This is a genomic window from Desulforamulus reducens MI-1 (assembly GCF_000016165.1).
Classification (GTDB): domain Bacteria; phylum Bacillota; class Desulfotomaculia; order Desulfotomaculales; family Desulfotomaculaceae; genus Desulfotomaculum; species Desulfotomaculum reducens.
Genome location: NC_009253.1, coordinates 260,413 through 275,340 on the forward strand (window position 1 = coordinate 260,413; position 14,928 = coordinate 275,340).

At 47.2% G+C, this 14,928-nt stretch carries 13 protein-coding genes; 11 read left to right on the top strand and 2 right to left on the bottom strand.

Features of this window, described 5'->3' with window-relative positions; genetic code table 11:
• Positions 1-228 precede the first annotated feature (228 nt).
• From dpaL to DRED_RS01435, 8 genes are all read left to right on the top strand, one after another.
• Positions 229-1,431: a diaminopropionate ammonia-lyase gene (dpaL, locus tag DRED_RS01400; protein WP_011876646.1), complete on the top strand. Its 1,203-nt coding sequence runs from the start codon at positions 229-231 to the stop codon at positions 1,429-1,431.
• 34 nt (positions 1,432-1,465) lie between these two features.
• Positions 1,466-2,650, top strand: a complete 1,185-nt coding sequence (locus DRED_RS01405; RefSeq protein ID WP_011876647.1) for a YgeY family selenium metabolism-linked hydrolase — start codon at positions 1,466-1,468, stop codon at positions 2,648-2,650.
• A 30-nt stretch (positions 2,651-2,680) separates the two neighbouring features.
• Positions 2,681-4,105, top strand: coding sequence for a dihydropyrimidinase (gene hydA, locus DRED_RS01410; protein ID WP_011876648.1), 1,425 nt, complete (start codon positions 2,681-2,683; stop codon positions 4,103-4,105).
• A 29-nt stretch (positions 4,106-4,134) separates the two neighbouring features.
• Positions 4,135-5,541: a cytosine permease gene (locus DRED_RS01415; protein WP_011876649.1), complete on the top strand. Its 1,407-nt coding sequence runs from the start codon at positions 4,135-4,137 to the stop codon at positions 5,539-5,541.
• A 64-nt stretch (positions 5,542-5,605) separates the two neighbouring features.
• Positions 5,606-7,207 (top strand): N-acyl-D-amino-acid deacylase family protein, encoded by a 1,602-nt coding sequence (locus DRED_RS01420; RefSeq protein WP_011876650.1) that lies wholly within the window; start codon positions 5,606-5,608, stop codon positions 7,205-7,207.
• A gap of 64 nt (positions 7,208-7,271) precedes the next feature.
• Entirely contained in the window at positions 7,272-7,640 is a 369-nt protein-coding gene (locus DRED_RS01425; protein ID WP_011876651.1) for a RidA family protein, read from the top strand.
• Between the two features lie 193 nt (positions 7,641-7,833).
• A complete protein-coding gene (locus DRED_RS01430) occupies positions 7,834-8,649 on the top strand; it encodes an N-acetylmuramoyl-L-alanine amidase family protein (RefSeq protein WP_011876652.1) in 816 nt (271 codons plus the stop codon).
• Positions 8,650-8,796: 147 nt separating this feature from the next.
• Positions 8,797-9,963 carry an aminotransferase class V-fold PLP-dependent enzyme gene (locus DRED_RS01435; RefSeq protein ID WP_011876653.1) on the top strand — a complete coding sequence of 389 codons (1,167 nt, stop codon included), beginning with the start codon at positions 8,797-8,799 and terminating at the stop codon, positions 9,961-9,963.
• A 142-nt stretch (positions 9,964-10,105) separates the two neighbouring features.
• On the opposite strand, the gene DRED_RS18925 is transcribed toward DRED_RS01435, so the two are convergent.
• Complete coding sequence (locus DRED_RS18925; RefSeq protein WP_011876654.1) at positions 10,106-10,378, bottom strand: EscU/YscU/HrcU family type III secretion system export apparatus switch protein; 273 nt, start codon at positions 10,376-10,378, stop codon at positions 10,106-10,108.
• A gap of 3 nt (positions 10,379-10,381) precedes the next feature.
• Positions 10,382-10,969 (bottom strand): flagellar hook-length control protein FliK, encoded by a 588-nt coding sequence (gene fliK, locus DRED_RS01445; RefSeq protein ID WP_011876655.1) that lies wholly within the window; start codon positions 10,967-10,969, stop codon positions 10,382-10,384.
• Positions 10,970-11,243: 274 nt separating this feature from the next.
• Here fliK and amrA point away from each other — a divergent pair, with 274 nt between their 5' ends.
• From amrA to argC, 3 genes are all read left to right on the top strand, one after another.
• Positions 11,244-12,647, top strand: a complete 1,404-nt coding sequence (gene amrA / locus DRED_RS01450) for an AmmeMemoRadiSam system protein A (RefSeq protein ID WP_011876656.1) — start codon at positions 11,244-11,246, stop codon at positions 12,645-12,647.
• 39 nt (positions 12,648-12,686) lie between these two features.
• On the top strand, positions 12,687-13,547 hold the full coding sequence (amrS, locus tag DRED_RS01455) for an AmmeMemoRadiSam system radical SAM enzyme (RefSeq protein WP_011876657.1): 861 nt from the start codon (positions 12,687-12,689) through the stop codon (positions 13,545-13,547).
• 340 nt (positions 13,548-13,887) lie between these two features.
• Entirely contained in the window at positions 13,888-14,928 is a 1,041-nt protein-coding gene (argC, locus tag DRED_RS01460; RefSeq protein WP_011876658.1) for an N-acetyl-gamma-glutamyl-phosphate reductase, read from the top strand.

The window sequence follows — 14,928 nt, forward strand, 5'->3', positions numbered from 1 at the left end:
ATTTTCTCAAATTAAGAATTGGTGTTTCTTATTTCACTCTCTATTTAGATGGTATTTAAATAGATGGCCATGAAAAAAATATTTTTAAATTTAACAAAAATGCGACATTTTTTTTGATGTGTCGCATTTCTTTTATTTATTTTGCAATAAAACAAATTATTGGCACGAAGCTTGCTATATAAAGGGTTGAAGAGAAAAACATTGCTAACGGAGGGATAAAATCACCTTATGAAAGAACTATTCAAGTTGGTTTCGTACAAGCGAGACGAACAACAAACAGCCGATTTATCATTTTTGAGCTTGGAAGAAGCGAAAAAGGTGCAGAGTTTTCACGCCAGCTTTCCGGTTTATCAAAAAACCCCTCTTGTTGAGCTGAAGAATACTGCACAGGCCTTAGGGCTTGGTACCCTTTATGTAAAGGATGAATCTCACCGTTTTGGCCTGAACGCCTTCAAGGTTTTGGGTGGCAGCTTTGCCATCGGTAACTATATGGCCAAAAAACTGGGTATGGACATTGCCGAACTGCCTTATAAAAGAATGGTTTCTGCCGAGATAAGGGAAAAGCTTGGCGATCTGACGTTTGTTACTGCTACCGATGGAAACCACGGGCGTGGCGTAGCATGGACCGCCAACCAGCTCAAAATGCATTCTGTAGTTTACATGCCCAAGGGCAGCGCCATTGAACGTCTGGAAAACATCCGTGCAGAAGGGGCGGAGGCTTCCATCACCGATCTGAACTATGACGATGCGGTTCGTTTTGCAAACAAGCAGGCCGAAGACAAAGGTTGGATTATGGTTCAGGATACCGCCTGGGATGGGTATGAGGACATTCCCGCTTGGATCATGCAGGGCTATGTCACCATGGGGCTGGAAGCCTATGAGCAACTTCATGAAAAACCCACACACATCTTTGTACAGGCCGGTGTAGGGTCCATGTCCGCTTCTATCATTGGTTTCTTCTCTGCTCTGTATGGCGACGAACGCCCCATCATGACCGTAGTGGAACCCAACAAAGCCGACTGCTTATATCGCACCGCCGAAGCAAACGACGGCAAATTGCACTTTGTCACTGGGCAAATGGATACCATCATGGCTGGCTTGGCCTGTGGCGAACCATGCAGCATTGGCTGGGAGATTCTGAAAAACTACACAGACAACTTTATTTCCTGCCCCGACTATGCAGCCGCAAAGGGTATGCGTATTCTGGGCAACCCCGCCGCCCGCGATGAGCGAGTGATCTCGGGTGAAAGCGGCGCCGCAACCTTTGGCTGTGTAGCTGAAATCATGACCAATCCCGAGCTGAAGCACATCAAAGAGGCCCTGAAATTGGACGAAAACTCCCGCGTACTCTTCTTCAGCACCGAAGGTGATACCGACCGCGAAAACTACCGCGCTGTTGTCTGGGACGGCAGATTTCCCAGTGGAAAATAAACCCAACCCCATAAAATACTGGAGGGAAAAATCTATGTTGAGCAAAGAGCGTAAAGCCACTGTGGTGGAACTGTGCCAAAAACTCATTCGCCAGCGGAGCTATTCCGGCGAAGAGCAGGGTGTAGTTCAGGTTCTGCAAGAGAATATGAAGGCCATGGGCTTTGACGAAGTCACTGTAGACCGCTACGGCAACATTATTGGCTGCATCAAGGGCAAGCGGCCGGGCAAAAAGCTATTGTTTGACGGACACATTGACACCGTGCCTGTTACCAATGCGGCAGAATGGCAGCATCCCCCTTTTGAAGCTGAAATTCACGATGGCAAGATCTATGGCCGCGGAACCAGCGACATGAAGGGCGCTGTTGCCGCCATGACCTGTGCCGCTGCCAATTTTGCAAACGACACCAACAAAGACTTTGCCGGTGAAATCTATGTGGCCGGCGTGGTACATGAAGAATGCTTTGAAGGTGTGGCTGCCCGCGAAATCAGCAAATTGGTGCAGCCTGACTATGTAGTCATCGGCGAAGCAAGCCAGCTGAACCTAAAGATTGGACAGCGCGGCCGTGCTGAAATCGTCATTGAAACCTTTGGCATCCCCTGCCACAGCGCCAACCCTAAAAAAGGCGTCAACGCTGTTTACAAGATGGCCAAGGTGATTGAGGCCATTCACACCCTTGTGCCACCCCATCATCCCGTGCTGGGTGACGGCATTCTGGAGCTCACCGACATTAAGAGCAGTCCCTATCCCGGCGCCTCGGTTGTGCCGGAGTATTGCCGGGCCACCTATGACCGCCGCCTTCTGGTGGGTGAAACCAAAGAAAGCGTGTTGGCCCCCATTCAGCAACTTCTTGGTCAGCTGATGGCTCAGGACCCGGAACTGAAGGTAACGGTCAGCTATGCCGTTGGTGTTGAAAAATGTCATACTGGCAACGAGATTGAGGGCAAACGGTTCTTTCCTGGCTGGCTGTATGAAGAAAATTCTGATTTTGTGCAGAGTGTCTTTAGTCAGTTGAAAGAGATGGGCTACAATCCTTCTATTACTCAGTATAACTTTTGTACCAACGGCAGCCATTATGCAGGCGAAGCCGGAATCAAGACCTTTGGCCTTGGTCCTTCTAAAGAAAATCTGGCGCACACAGTAGACGAACATATCGAAATCGATCAGCTTACCAAGGTGACAGACTGTTACTATGGCGTAATGCAGGCACTGCTGAAATAAGCATTATAAAATTTGAAAGGAGCAAAAGCCATGTTTGATCTCATCATTAAAAATGGTAAGGTTGTGTCTCCCTCATCCACAGTGGAATGCGACGTCGCTGTGAAAGACGGCAAGATCGCCGCGCTGGGCCATTTTAATGCAAGTGAAGCAGCTTCGGTTGTAGACGCAACGGGCAAGTATGTGATGCCTGGCGTGATTGAGGCGCACATGCATTGTCAGGCACCCTTTCAGGGATGTCTTGGTGCCAACACCTTTTTTGAGCAGAGCATTTCTGGGGCATTTGGCGGCGTCACTACGTTTATGGATTTTGCCAACATGGGCCGCGGGCAGTCCCCTTACACGCAGGCTCTGGCACGGGCGGAGGAAATGAGCGAATCCGCCATTGACTACAGCGTGCATGGCAAATTTGTTGAGTCTACCCCCGAGGCCATTTCAGATATTGAAAAAATGGCCAACGCCGGTATTCCAACCTTTAAAATGTTCATGACTTATAAAAAAGAAGGTGTCATGAGCGACGATGAAACCATGCTGAAAGTATTTCAAAAGGCAAAAGAGGTGGGCGGACTGCCTATGGTGCACTGTGAAAGCAACGCCATTGCAGAAACCAACATTGAAAAATGCAGACAAGCCGGCGACATGAACTGGGTCAATTTTGCCAAATGCAAGCCGGTGCTTTGCGAAGCGGAGGCATTTGCCCGGGCAGTATATTTTGCCGAATATGTCGGCAATGGGCTGATTGTTGTTCATACGACTAACGGTGAGGCTTTGGGCACCGCCCGGCGCGCGCAAGCCAAAGATATTCCTCTTTACGTGGAAACCGGCCCGCACTATCTGACATTGTTTGATGACCTCTACGAAGGAGAAAACGGGCATTTGGCAATTTGCTCGCCTCCGCTGCGCACCCCCGAAGAGGCGGAAAATCTTTGGAAGGGCTTAGAGGATGGCACCATTCTTCTGACCGGCTCGGATGACTGCACATTTGATGTTGATGAAAAATCCATGTTCCTGGAGAAAAACCCTGACGGCAGCTGGAAGCAGGATTTCACCAAAGTGGTCAACGGTTTAAGCGGGCTGGAAATCCGACTTCCCATCCTGTTGAGCGAAGGAGTCAACAAAGGCAGAATTTCCATTAATAAGCTCTGTGCCCTTACCAGCACTAACATTGCTAAGGTATATGGATGCTATCCTCATAAGGGCATTATCGCCCCCGGCTCGGATGCGGACATTGTGCTGGTTGACCTGAACAAGGAGGTGGTACTTAGCAAGGAGGTTTTGCACAATAACATCAGCTACTGTTTGCATGAAGGCATGAAGGTTACAGGCTTCCCTGTAATGACCATTTCAAAGGGTAAGATTATTGTGGAAAATGGCGAGTTCAAAGGTGAAAAGGGTGCTGGCAGATTCCTCAAGAGAAAGATTGATCCCCACTATCTTGAACACTATAGTCTTGACTAAGTTGAACGAAGGAACGGGAGGAACTATTTATGACAGCAAACAGCAATGAGGTCTTGCGCAACAGCGAGCTGCTGCCTACCACGGATGCTCAGCGCACCATGTCTCTGGCAGATTACATCATTCTTTGGGCAGGCATGACTATCAACGTGGTTGCATTCAGCCTTGGCGCGCAATATTACGATGGCGGACGCGGACTGTCGCCATGGACCATGATTTTTGTGATGACCATCGGTTACGGTCTGGTTACTGCCTTAACCGCCATGGTGGGCGATATAGGTACTAAATATGGTGTTCCCTTTGCGGCGTACACCCGTGCTCCCTTTGGCTATAAGGGTTCCTATGTGGCGGGGCTTATTCGGGCCATCCCCGGCATGTATTGGTTTGGTTTTCTGACCTGGGTTGGGGCGTCAGCGATTAACCAGATGCTAGGAATTATTTTCCCCGGGTTTAGCAATCTGACCCTGATGATTATTCTTTTTGCCGCTATCCAGATTTTTAACACCATGTATGGACTCCACGCGATGGCCAAATTTGATTGGGTCGCCATTCCCTGCCTAGCCATTATGTTTGGTGCTATTCTGGTGGCTTCTCTGCAGAAATATAATATTACACTGCCAGATATTATGGCAACACCCGCCGAAGGCCAATATTCCCTGGCCTATGCCATTGCGGGTATTGCCGGTGGCTGGATTACCATGTCGCTGAACGGCAGCGACCTTAGCCGTCAGATTAAGCGTGTGGATGGCTATGAGAAGAAAGGCTTTTTTGCCCGCAACCAGCGCTCGATTATTGGACAGGTAGTAGGCTTGATGATGGTAGGCATCGGAACCATGCTGGTTGGTGTTGTAACAGGTATTACCTCCGGCTACTGGGATTTGAATCAAGTTATCCCCGACCTTTTCCAGAGTAAGACAGTACTAATTTTAAGTTTCTTGGTTATTATGTTTGCCCAGTGGTCCACCAATACTGCGGCCAACCTTTTGCCCCCCACTTTGGTGCTGCTCAATATCTTCCCGAAGCTTAAATATTGGATGAGCGCGGTGATTTGCGGCGTAATATCTGTGGGAATGATGCCCTGGAAACTGCAGAGCCAAGGAGGCTTCTTGGTTATGGTGCAGGCATGGATTTCCCAGATGCTTGGGCCCATTATAGGTATTCTGCTTGTGGACTATTTCCTCATCCGCAAGTGTAAGCTGAATGTAAGGGATCTGTATGTGGCGGAAGGCCAATACCAGTATACCAACGGTTTTAATATAAGTGCGATGGTTACCATAGTGGTTTCCTTCTTCGTTGGCCTGCTGTGCGGTGATTATGCCTTCTTCGCAGGCTTGGCGTGCAGCGCTGTTCTGTATTATGTCCTGATGAAAGCCTTTACCCTTAAAAAGTATAATCAGCATATTGGTGAGGAAGTTCTTTTTGATCCGGAAAAAGATTAAATATATTTGGACTCAGGACTTACTTGCCGGATGGCAAATAGAAAACGGAGGCGTTAGCTAGTCAATGAAAACTCTCATTCAAAACGGACTGGTTGTAGACGGAAGCGGTGCTGCCAGCTATAAGGCGGATGTACTGCTGAACGGTGACCGTATTACCGCCATCGGCACAGGCCTTTCGGCGGATGGGGCCCTGGTTATCGACGCAACCGGTCTGGTGGTGGCCCCCGGCTTTATTGACACCCACAGCCACAGCGACTTGCAGATTCTGATTAACCCCGAGGTGGCCCCCAAGGTGATGCAGGGCATCACCACGGAAATTCTGGGGCAGGACGGTATTTCTATGGCACCCCTGCCAGTGGAGTACATCAGCCCCTGGCGTAAAAACCTTGCCGGTCTGGATGGTGACAGCGACAACATTAACTGGGAATTTGAAACCACCGAAGGCTACCTCAAGCTGATTGAAGAGGTGGGGCCCGGGTTGAACGAGTGCTATCTGGTGCCACACGGCAATATCCGCATGGAAGCCATGGGTCTGGAAAACCGCCTGCCCAACGATGAAGAGTTGAAAAAGATGTGCCAAATCACCCGCCGTGAGATGGAGGCAGGCGCCGTCGGCCTTTCCACCGGCCTGATCTACATGCCCTGCGCCTATTCGGAATCCAAAGAAATTATAGAAATGTGTAAGGTCGTGGCGGAATACGATGGTATCTTCGTAATTCACCAGCGCAGTGAAGCAGATACCATTCTGGACTCGATGGATGAAGTCATAAAGATTGGTCGTGAATCGGGGGTTAAGATTCATTATTCCCACTTTAAGGTTTGTGGCAAGAAAAACTGGGACAAGATTGAAAAAGTTGTTGAATTACTGGAAAAAGCTCAAAAAGAAGGCATCCGTGTCAGCTTTGACCAGTACCCCTATGTTGCAGGCAGCACCATGCTGGGCGTGATCCTTCCTCCTTGGGTGCACGATGGCGGCACCAATAGGGTTCTGGAGCGCCTTGCCGACCCCAAGCTTCGGCAAAAAATGGTCTATGATATTGAACACGGCATCCCTGGCTGGGACAACTTTGTGGAATTTGCCGGCCTAGATCAGATATTCGTCACCAACGTAAAAACCAGTAAAAACAAAGACGCGGTCGGGCTTAACCTGATTCAGCTGGGCGAGCTACACGGCAAAAATCCCTACGACGCGACCTTCGACCTGCTGCTGGAAGAAGAAAATGCCGTTGGCATGGTAGATTTCTACGGCACCGAAGAGCATGTTCAGCTCTTTATGAAGCGCCCTGAAATGAACGCCTGCACCGACGGTCTGCTGGGCGGCAAGCCTCATCCCCGTGTATTTGGCGCCTTTCCCCGCATTCTTGGCAAGTATGTACGGGAAGAAAAGACCTTCAGCTTAGAAGAAGCTGTTTACAAGATGACCAAGAAGCCCGCCACTACCTTTAATATTGTAAACCGTGGCGAGCTTCGTGAGGGTTACTTTGCCGACATCACCATCTTTAACCCGGATACGGTCATTGACAAGGGCACCTACACCGAACCTGTGCAGTATCCTGAAGGCATTGAATATGTAATCATCAATGGCTCACTGACCGTAGCTCAAGGTAAACACACCGGTAGCCGTACCGGCAAGGTGCTTCGCAAAAAAGGCACAGATGTCATATAGAAAACCGTTCATGTGCCCCCGCGCTTGCGCGGGGCACAGAGCAAGAGATAATGGAGGAGATAACATGAAAGAAATTAAAACTATTAATGCCCCAGGAGCAATTGGCCCTTATTCGCAAGGGTTTATTAGCAATGGTATGGTGTATACCTCTGGCCAGATCCCGGTAAATCCCGCCAACGGCGAAGTACCAGAAGGCATTTCAGCGCAAGCGGAACAGAGCTGCAAAAACGTGGGCGCTCTGCTGGAGTCTGCCGGAATCGGCTTTGCAAACGTGGTAAAAACAACCTGCTTTTTGGTGGATATGGCCGACTTTGCGGCCTTTAACGAAGTGTACGCACGGTATTTTATCTCGAAGCCTGCCCGCAGTTGCGTTGCTGTAAAGGAGTTGCCCAAGGGCGTGCTTTGCGAAATTGAAGCAGTCGCCGAGCTGTAAGAAATCGTAATCGTTTATATAAATCTCTTTTTGCAGGGTACTTGTATTTAATTCCTATAACCTTTAGCTTTGTCAACAACCTGGGAAGGCATTTGCCTTCCTTTATTTTTTTCCAATACTGCTTCTATTTTCCAAATAATTGGCATACCATTCCCTTAGGAAAAGAACTTGTACTAAAAGGAGAGGGTATGCCGTGGCTGTTATTAGGGCCTTTAGGATAAAAAAACGTTATGTGTTGGGGTTTATTACCCTTAGTATTCTGTTCTTTCAGCTATATCAAATGGTCCTGGTTAAGATAGAAGAAAAAAATATTACAGCACTGTCCTACGTGCTGGCCAATAAAACCATCGTGGTGGATCCCGGGCATGGTGGCAGGGACCCGGGAAAAATTGGTCTAAGCGGCGTTCCAGAGAAAGAAATAAACTTAGAAGTTTCTAAAAGGTTAGCCGCTGTATTGGGGCAAATGGGGGCAGCCATCATCATGACCCGGGAAGCGGATGTTGACCTGAGTGACAGCTCAGCTTCGGGTTGGAAAAGTAAAAAGCAGCAGGATCTAACCCGTAGAACAGATATGGCCAATGAAAGAAAAGCAGATTTGTATATCAGTGTTCACTGCAATGCCTATACAAGCCCCAGGGAGCATGGTGCTCAGGTCTTTTCTCAACCGGGTTCAGAGGATAGTAAACGATTGGCGGAATGCGTCCAGTCAGAAATGGCAGCACTATTAAAGAATACAAACCGCAAGGCCAAACAGGTGGATTATTTTGCCCTGCGTAAAACCAAGATGCCGGCAGCCATTGTAGAGATTGGTTTTATCACTAACCCAAAGGAAGATGAGTTGTTACGGGACCCCCTATACCAAAGCAAAGTGGCCTGGAGTATTGCGGCGGGCATTATAAAATATTATGCAGACCTGGAAGAAAGGGAAAATCAAAAAATTGATGAGAAAAATAAAGAGATTTTGGAAACCTTTCGGCAGCAACCGGGGCAGTATATTCCTGCACCCTGAATAGAAAACCCGCCAACGATAAATTGGAGGGTTTTCTGCATTAATATTACAGTCTTAGGTCAAAAACAACCATTTAGTCACTAGCGAATAAAATTACGCATATAATGGAACATTAAAAGGGCATTGAACTTGCGAGGAGGCAATACGATGGTATATTTTGATTCTGCAGCCACATCCTGGCCCAAGCCTCCGGAAGTTTGGCAGGCTATGGAACATTTTATCCGGAAAGTTGGCGCAAGCCCCGGGCGAGCCGGACATAAACGTACCGTTGAAGCAAATAAAATTGTAGATGAGACCAGGCAGCTTTTGGCCGACCTCTTTAACGTTGATGACTACCAAAGAATTATCTTTACTCTAAATGCCACAGATAGTTTAAACCTTGCCATCAAAGGATTACTAAGGCCAGGTGACCATGTGGTTACCAGTTCCATGGAACATAACTCTGTAACCAGACCCCTATATACATTGGAAGCCTACGGCGTTCAGGTTACCAAAGTAAAATGTGATCAGCAAGGAAATATCAATCTGGGCGAAGTTGAACAAGCCATTCGTCCCAATACCCGGGCCATAGTACTGACCCATGCTTCCAATGTTTCGGGTACTATTATGCCGGTGGAAGAGGTGGGCAGAATTGCTGCCAAGTATAACCTGTTTTTTGTGATGGATGCAGCCCAAACGGCTGGGCTACTGGATATTGATGTTAAGAAATTGAATATCAGTGTCCTGACCTTTCCAGGGCACAAAAGTTTGATGGGGCCCCAGGGTACTGGCGGGCTATACATCCGAGAAGGGGTACCATTACTAACACTGCGGGAAGGTGGCACTGGCAGTGGTTCTGAAACACCAACCCAACCAGATATGATGCCGGAGAAATATGAAAGCGGCACCCTAAATGCAGTGGGGATTGCTGGCCTAGGGGCCGGTGTAAAATTTTTGCGTAGGGTTGGTATGGCTAAAATAAGGGAACATGAAATGAGGCTAACAAAACAATTCCTGGAAGGAGCTGCAGGAATTGAGGGACTGCATATATACGGCCAACAGGACCTGAATAACCGGGTGCCTGTGGTTTCTTTTCGAATTGATGGCTATAAGGCTGGGCCGGTAGGAGACAGTCTGGATAAGGAATATGATATTGCCTGCCGGGCAGGATTACACTGTGCCCCGGATGCCCACAATACCCTGGGCACCTTTGATGAAAAACTGGTGCGGTTTAGTTTTTCTTATTTTAACAAACCGGAAGAAGTGGATTATGCTCTAAATGCTTTGAGAAAAATAGCTTTCCAAAGTCCCGTACAGACTTTACCTGCTAGATAGCCTAGCTACTCCGGCAGCGTAAAAAAAGATAACCGACCCAACAGGGATCGGTTATCTTTTTTTAGCAAGTAAGAAAGTATAAACTTTCCGACTTGCATAAGGGCAACTAAGATTTACGCCAAGTTTTCTTTAGGTAGAAAATCTATTTTATTATTTTCTGATCCAGAACAGCCACATGAATCAAAATCTTTGCCACAGCCTCATAGAGCTCTGGAGGTATTTCGGTTCCCAGACCCAGTTCAGTTAGGGTGTGGGCCAAGGTTTCATCCCGGTACAGGGGAATGTTATGCTCTGTAGCAAGCCTCTCTATGGCTGTGGCTAGATCGCCCTTCCCTACGGCAACGACGGTGGGTGCGTGATCCTTGCCATGATGGTAGCGCAGGGCAGCGGCCACCCGTTCTTTTTTTCTATTCATTTTTTACACCTGCACATTCACTAATGAAAAAACATCTGCTGAAGCAAAGTCCGGATCAATATCAGCGATACCCCTTATACCCGGTTGGATACGGCAGGATACAAGCACATTTTGGTAGCCTGTTTCGTTCAATTCCCGTTGCAAATCTAAGGAAGCGGCTCGGAATATTTCTGCAGTGCTATTACGTTCAGTGATGCATTGAACAGATAATGAACCCGGTTGGGTGGAAAGGGTAACCCACAGGGGACCCAAGGTATCGGTATTAATATGAAAAATCAGCTTATTTTGACCATTGGAGTCTGTCTTTGCCGATAAGTCTTTAAGCTTTAGGTAAAAATGGGCGTTTTCATCCAATGGGGTACGCAGGGGCAGTGGTACATAGGATAACTGATCCTGACGATCGATGTTCCCTGAGGGTTCTGCAGTTTTGGTTTCTGAAGAACGGTGGACCTTCGTTGTTTCTTTGGCCCCAGCAACAATATTTTGATCCAGCGTAAAGGGCTTTTGCTGAACCTTATCCACTTGCTTGCCGGGGGTAACCCGCATATTATCTGTAGCTTTAAATAGGGCGGACATAACCCGATCAATCATTTTAAGCCCCCCTTTTTATTACATTATGTTCGACATTGTAAAAATTGTTCCTTCTATAAAGGATGGGATAGCAGGATTTTGCTTTCTCTACCCGAAAAAATAGGGCGAGGTGATTTTATGGAACTGCCTGCTATATTTGCATCCTCCTTTGTATTGGGATTTACCGATTTCACATAAAAATTATTTGTTCATGCAAAAATACAGAAGAGAAGAATAGCCAGGAAAAGCATCATTACCATATAATATTTCCTAAGTTCGTTTCGGAGGGATTTCTATGACAATTGTGTTCTGTGGTATTATGCCGCATCCACCCATTGCTTTGCCCGAAGTGGGGGGGGCGGAGTCGGATAAAATTATGGCCACCCGCAAGGCCATGCTGGAACTGGGATACCGAATAAAAGAGAGTGGTGCAGAAACACTGGTGATGATATCACCCCATTCAACAGTTTTTGGTGATGCCATAGCCATTAATGGGCTGTTAGAAGCCACAGGCGATATGAGTCGTTTTGGAGCACCCCAGGTGGCATTGCACTATAAATATGATAAGGACTTGGGCAGTGAAATTGGGTGGCAATCAGAAGATTTAGGTTTGCCAGTGGTTGAAGTTGATAAAAAAATGGCCAGTAAGCTGGGGGTTAATTTAGAGTTAGATCATGGTTTTATGGTTCCCCTTTATTACCTAGCTAAAGCGGGGCTCCAGCTGCCTTTGGTCCCCTGCTCAATGGGAGTTTTTTTACCAGAAAAATTATATGCCTTTGGTGTTGCTGTAAAAAACGCCGCTGAGGCCACACAAACCAAAGTGGCGGTGGTTGCCAGCGGTGATCTATCCCATCGGCTAACGCCAGATGCACCGGCAGGTTATGATGAGAAAGGAAAAGAATTCGACCAGGCCATTGTATCCCTAATCAAGGCCATGGATGTGCCTGGTCTAATAAACTTGGAAGAAGACCTCTGTGAGCGGGCCGGAGAATGTGGTCTAAGGCCCATTACCATGATGTTGGGGGCCCTGGATGGCCTGGCTGTTAAAAGTGAAGTGTTATCCTATGAAGGGCCCTTTGGCGTGGGTTATATGATAGCTACACTAACACCTCTGGGGTCTGACCCTAAAAGGGAAATATTATTAAAGTTACGGGAGGAACGTAAGAAAAAACTGGCCTTGGAGCGGGCGCGGGAAAGCTACTTAGTGCAGGTGGCCAGGCAGAGTCTAGAAAGCTACCTGCAAGGTCAATGGAAGGACCTTGCCAGTTATGATATACCAAAGGAATATTCCGGGGCGGCGGGAACCTTTGTATCCTTTAAAAAGGGTGGCAATCTAAGGGGCTGCATTGGTACAACAGCCCCTACCCGAGCCAATATCATTCAAGAAGTAGCCTATAATGCAGTTAGTGCAGGGACGCAAGATCCCCGGTTTTACCCCATTCGCTTAGATGAATTGGATGAGTTAACTATTTCGGTGGATGTATTAATGTCCCCAGAACCCATCAGTGGACTTGATCAACTGGATGTTAAAAGATACGGCGTTATTGTTCGTAGAGGGTCCAGAAGCGGGTTGCTCTTACCTGACTTAGAGGGAGTAGATACTCCCCAACAACAGGTGGATATTGCCAAACAAAAGGCAGGCATTGGCCCGGACGAAGAAGTGCAATTGGAGCGGTTTGAGGTCATTCGATACAGATAAAAGATAGATCCAGATTTAAGTGCTGGGAGTGTTTATCATATGCAGGAAGCCATGTTTTATCACCAAAAGGAAAATGGATTACTTTTTTGTGAACTTTGTCCAAAGGGCTGCAGCATCCGGGAAGGACACAAGGGGTTTTGCCGGGTAAGGGAAAATCAAAAGGGTGTTTTATATACCTTAAACTACGGCAAAGTATCCTCCTATGCCATGGACCCCATGGAGAAGAAACCGCTTTATCACTTTTACCCAGGGACTCTGATTCTTTCCCTGGGTACGGTGGGCTGCAACCTGCGCTGTGGTTTTTGTCAAAATTGGCAGATTGCCCATGGAGATCCCCATACCCTAAATTTAAAACCCAGGGAGGCTGTGGAACTGGCCCTAGAGCAAAGGAAAAAGGGTTTCCCCTGCACAGGGATTGCCTATACCTATTCAGAACCCTTCATGTGGTATGAATATGTTTATGATACCTCCCGTCTGGCCAGAGAAGCGGGCCTGAAAAATGTCATGGTGACTAACGGTTATGTCAGGGAAGAGCCCCTAAAAAAACTGCTCCCCTTTATTGATGCTATGAACATCGATGTTAAGGGTTTTACTGACCGTTACTATCGTGAAAGCTGTGTGGGCCATTTGGAACCCGTTAAGCGAACGGTGGAAATTGCCCATCAAGAATGCCACGTGGAATTAACCACCCTCTTGGTACCGGAATTAAATGATACGCCAGATGAGATCTCGGAATTGGTGGATTGGGTGGCCAGCCTCAACCCAGAGATCCCGCTACACTTTTCTAGGTATTTTCCCAACTATCAGTTTGACCAGCCGCCAACGCCCCTGGAAACCATGCAACGGGCCTATGAGATAGCCAAAAGGAAATTAAAAAACGTGCATCTGGGTAATGTTTAAGTAACTTAAAGGTAAGGGTCACCAAATGGTGGCCCTTACCTTTAATAACAGGGGGAATAGCTTTCAAGGTTTTAGCCATACCTCAAGACCGTCCAAGGGATTGGCAGTACCTACATAAATATGACCCTTAAGGATAGCCGAGAAGCAGCGATATTTTCTATAAACAAGAATTTTTTATAAACAGGACGGGCCTCACTAATTTAAGTAATCCAAAAAATAATGAACAAAGGTATTGTTTTTTATGCAACCGAATGTATAATTATAAACATAGCTGTATAAATAACCTATAAATATATAGATTAAATAAATATAATTCACCTAAAAATTGGAGGTGCCAGATATGATCAAAGTCGGAGTGGTGGGTGCTACGGGTTATGCCGGTGCGGAACTGGTACGGTTACTATCCCGCCATCCAAAGGTTGAGTTAACCATGCTTACTTCCCAAACCTATGCAGGGAAACCCATGTGGGAGGTGTTTCCCCATTTATATGGCATTGTGGATAACACGCTGGAAGAGCTGAATATTCCTAAGTTGGTTGCCAACTGTGATGTAATTTTTACTGCGTTACCCCACGGGCATGCCATGCCCATTGCCCAGGAGGTTATGAAAAAAAGCAAGCGGTTAATCGACCTGGGAGCAGATTTTCGCCTCAAGGACGTGAATATCTATCAAGCCTGGTACAAAACAGAACATACCGCACAACTTTTATTAAATAATGCTGTTTACGGGCTGCCGGAGCTATACCGGGAAATAATTAAACAAAGTGTCATTGTGGCAAACCCGGGTTGTTATCCTACCAGTGTTATCTTAGGTTTAGCACCCTTGCTCACCAATGAAATGGTTGACACAAAAACCTTAATCATTGATGCAAAATCCGGTGTGTCCGGGGCGGGTCGTGGTTTAAGTTTAAAAACACATTTTTCGGAAACCACCAATAACTTTCAAGCTTATGGAGTGGCCACCCATCGTCATACACCAGAAATTGAACAGGAACTGGCCCTGTTAGCTGGTAACCCTGTTACCGTTAGTTTTACGCCCCACCTGACACCGATGATTCGGGGCATACTTAGTACCATCTATGCAAGTTTAATCAACAACGTAACAACAGAAGAACTTACGGCAATATACCGGCAGTTCTATCAGGGAGAACGGTTTGTACGGGTGCTCCCGGCAGGCATGTATCCGACAACCAAAGGGGTCGCGGGATCCAATCACTGTGATATTTCGGTTACAGTGGATGTCCGGACAAAAAGGGTTATTGTCTTGTCTGCCATCGATAACCTTATAAAAGGAGCGGCAGGTCAAGCTGTGCAGAATCTGAATGTAATGCTTGGTTTACCAGAAGACACCGCCCTGGATTTTGCAGGGATATATCCATAG

What these genes read in the sequence shown, in the direction of transcription:
- dpaL (WP_011876646.1), top strand. Translation starts at nt 229, where the DNA reads ATGAAAGAACTATTCAAGTTGGTTTCGTACAAGCGAGACGAACAACAA.
- DRED_RS01405 (WP_011876647.1), top strand. Translation starts at nt 1,466, where the DNA reads ATGTTGAGCAAAGAGCGTAAAGCCACTGTGGTGGAACTGTGCCAAAAA.
- hydA (WP_011876648.1), top strand. Translation starts at nt 2,681, where the DNA reads ATGTTTGATCTCATCATTAAAAATGGTAAGGTTGTGTCTCCCTCATCC.
- DRED_RS01415 (WP_011876649.1), top strand. Translation starts at nt 4,135, where the DNA reads ATGACAGCAAACAGCAATGAGGTCTTGCGCAACAGCGAGCTGCTGCCT.
- DRED_RS01420 (WP_011876650.1), top strand. Translation starts at nt 5,606, where the DNA reads ATGAAAACTCTCATTCAAAACGGACTGGTTGTAGACGGAAGCGGTGCT.
- DRED_RS01425 (WP_011876651.1), top strand. Translation starts at nt 7,272, where the DNA reads ATGAAAGAAATTAAAACTATTAATGCCCCAGGAGCAATTGGCCCTTAT.
- DRED_RS01435 (WP_011876653.1), top strand. Translation starts at nt 8,797, where the DNA reads ATGGTATATTTTGATTCTGCAGCCACATCCTGGCCCAAGCCTCCGGAA.
- DRED_RS18925 (WP_011876654.1), bottom strand. Translation starts at nt 10,378, where the DNA reads ATGAATAGAAAAAAAGAACGGGTGGCCGCTGCCCTGCGCTACCATCAT.
- fliK (WP_011876655.1), bottom strand. Translation starts at nt 10,969, where the DNA reads ATGATTGATCGGGTTATGTCCGCCCTATTTAAAGCTACAGATAATATG.
- amrA (WP_011876656.1), top strand. Translation starts at nt 11,244, where the DNA reads ATGACAATTGTGTTCTGTGGTATTATGCCGCATCCACCCATTGCTTTG.
- amrS (WP_011876657.1), top strand. Translation starts at nt 12,687, where the DNA reads ATGCAGGAAGCCATGTTTTATCACCAAAAGGAAAATGGATTACTTTTT.
- argC (WP_011876658.1), top strand. Translation starts at nt 13,888, where the DNA reads ATGATCAAAGTCGGAGTGGTGGGTGCTACGGGTTATGCCGGTGCGGAA.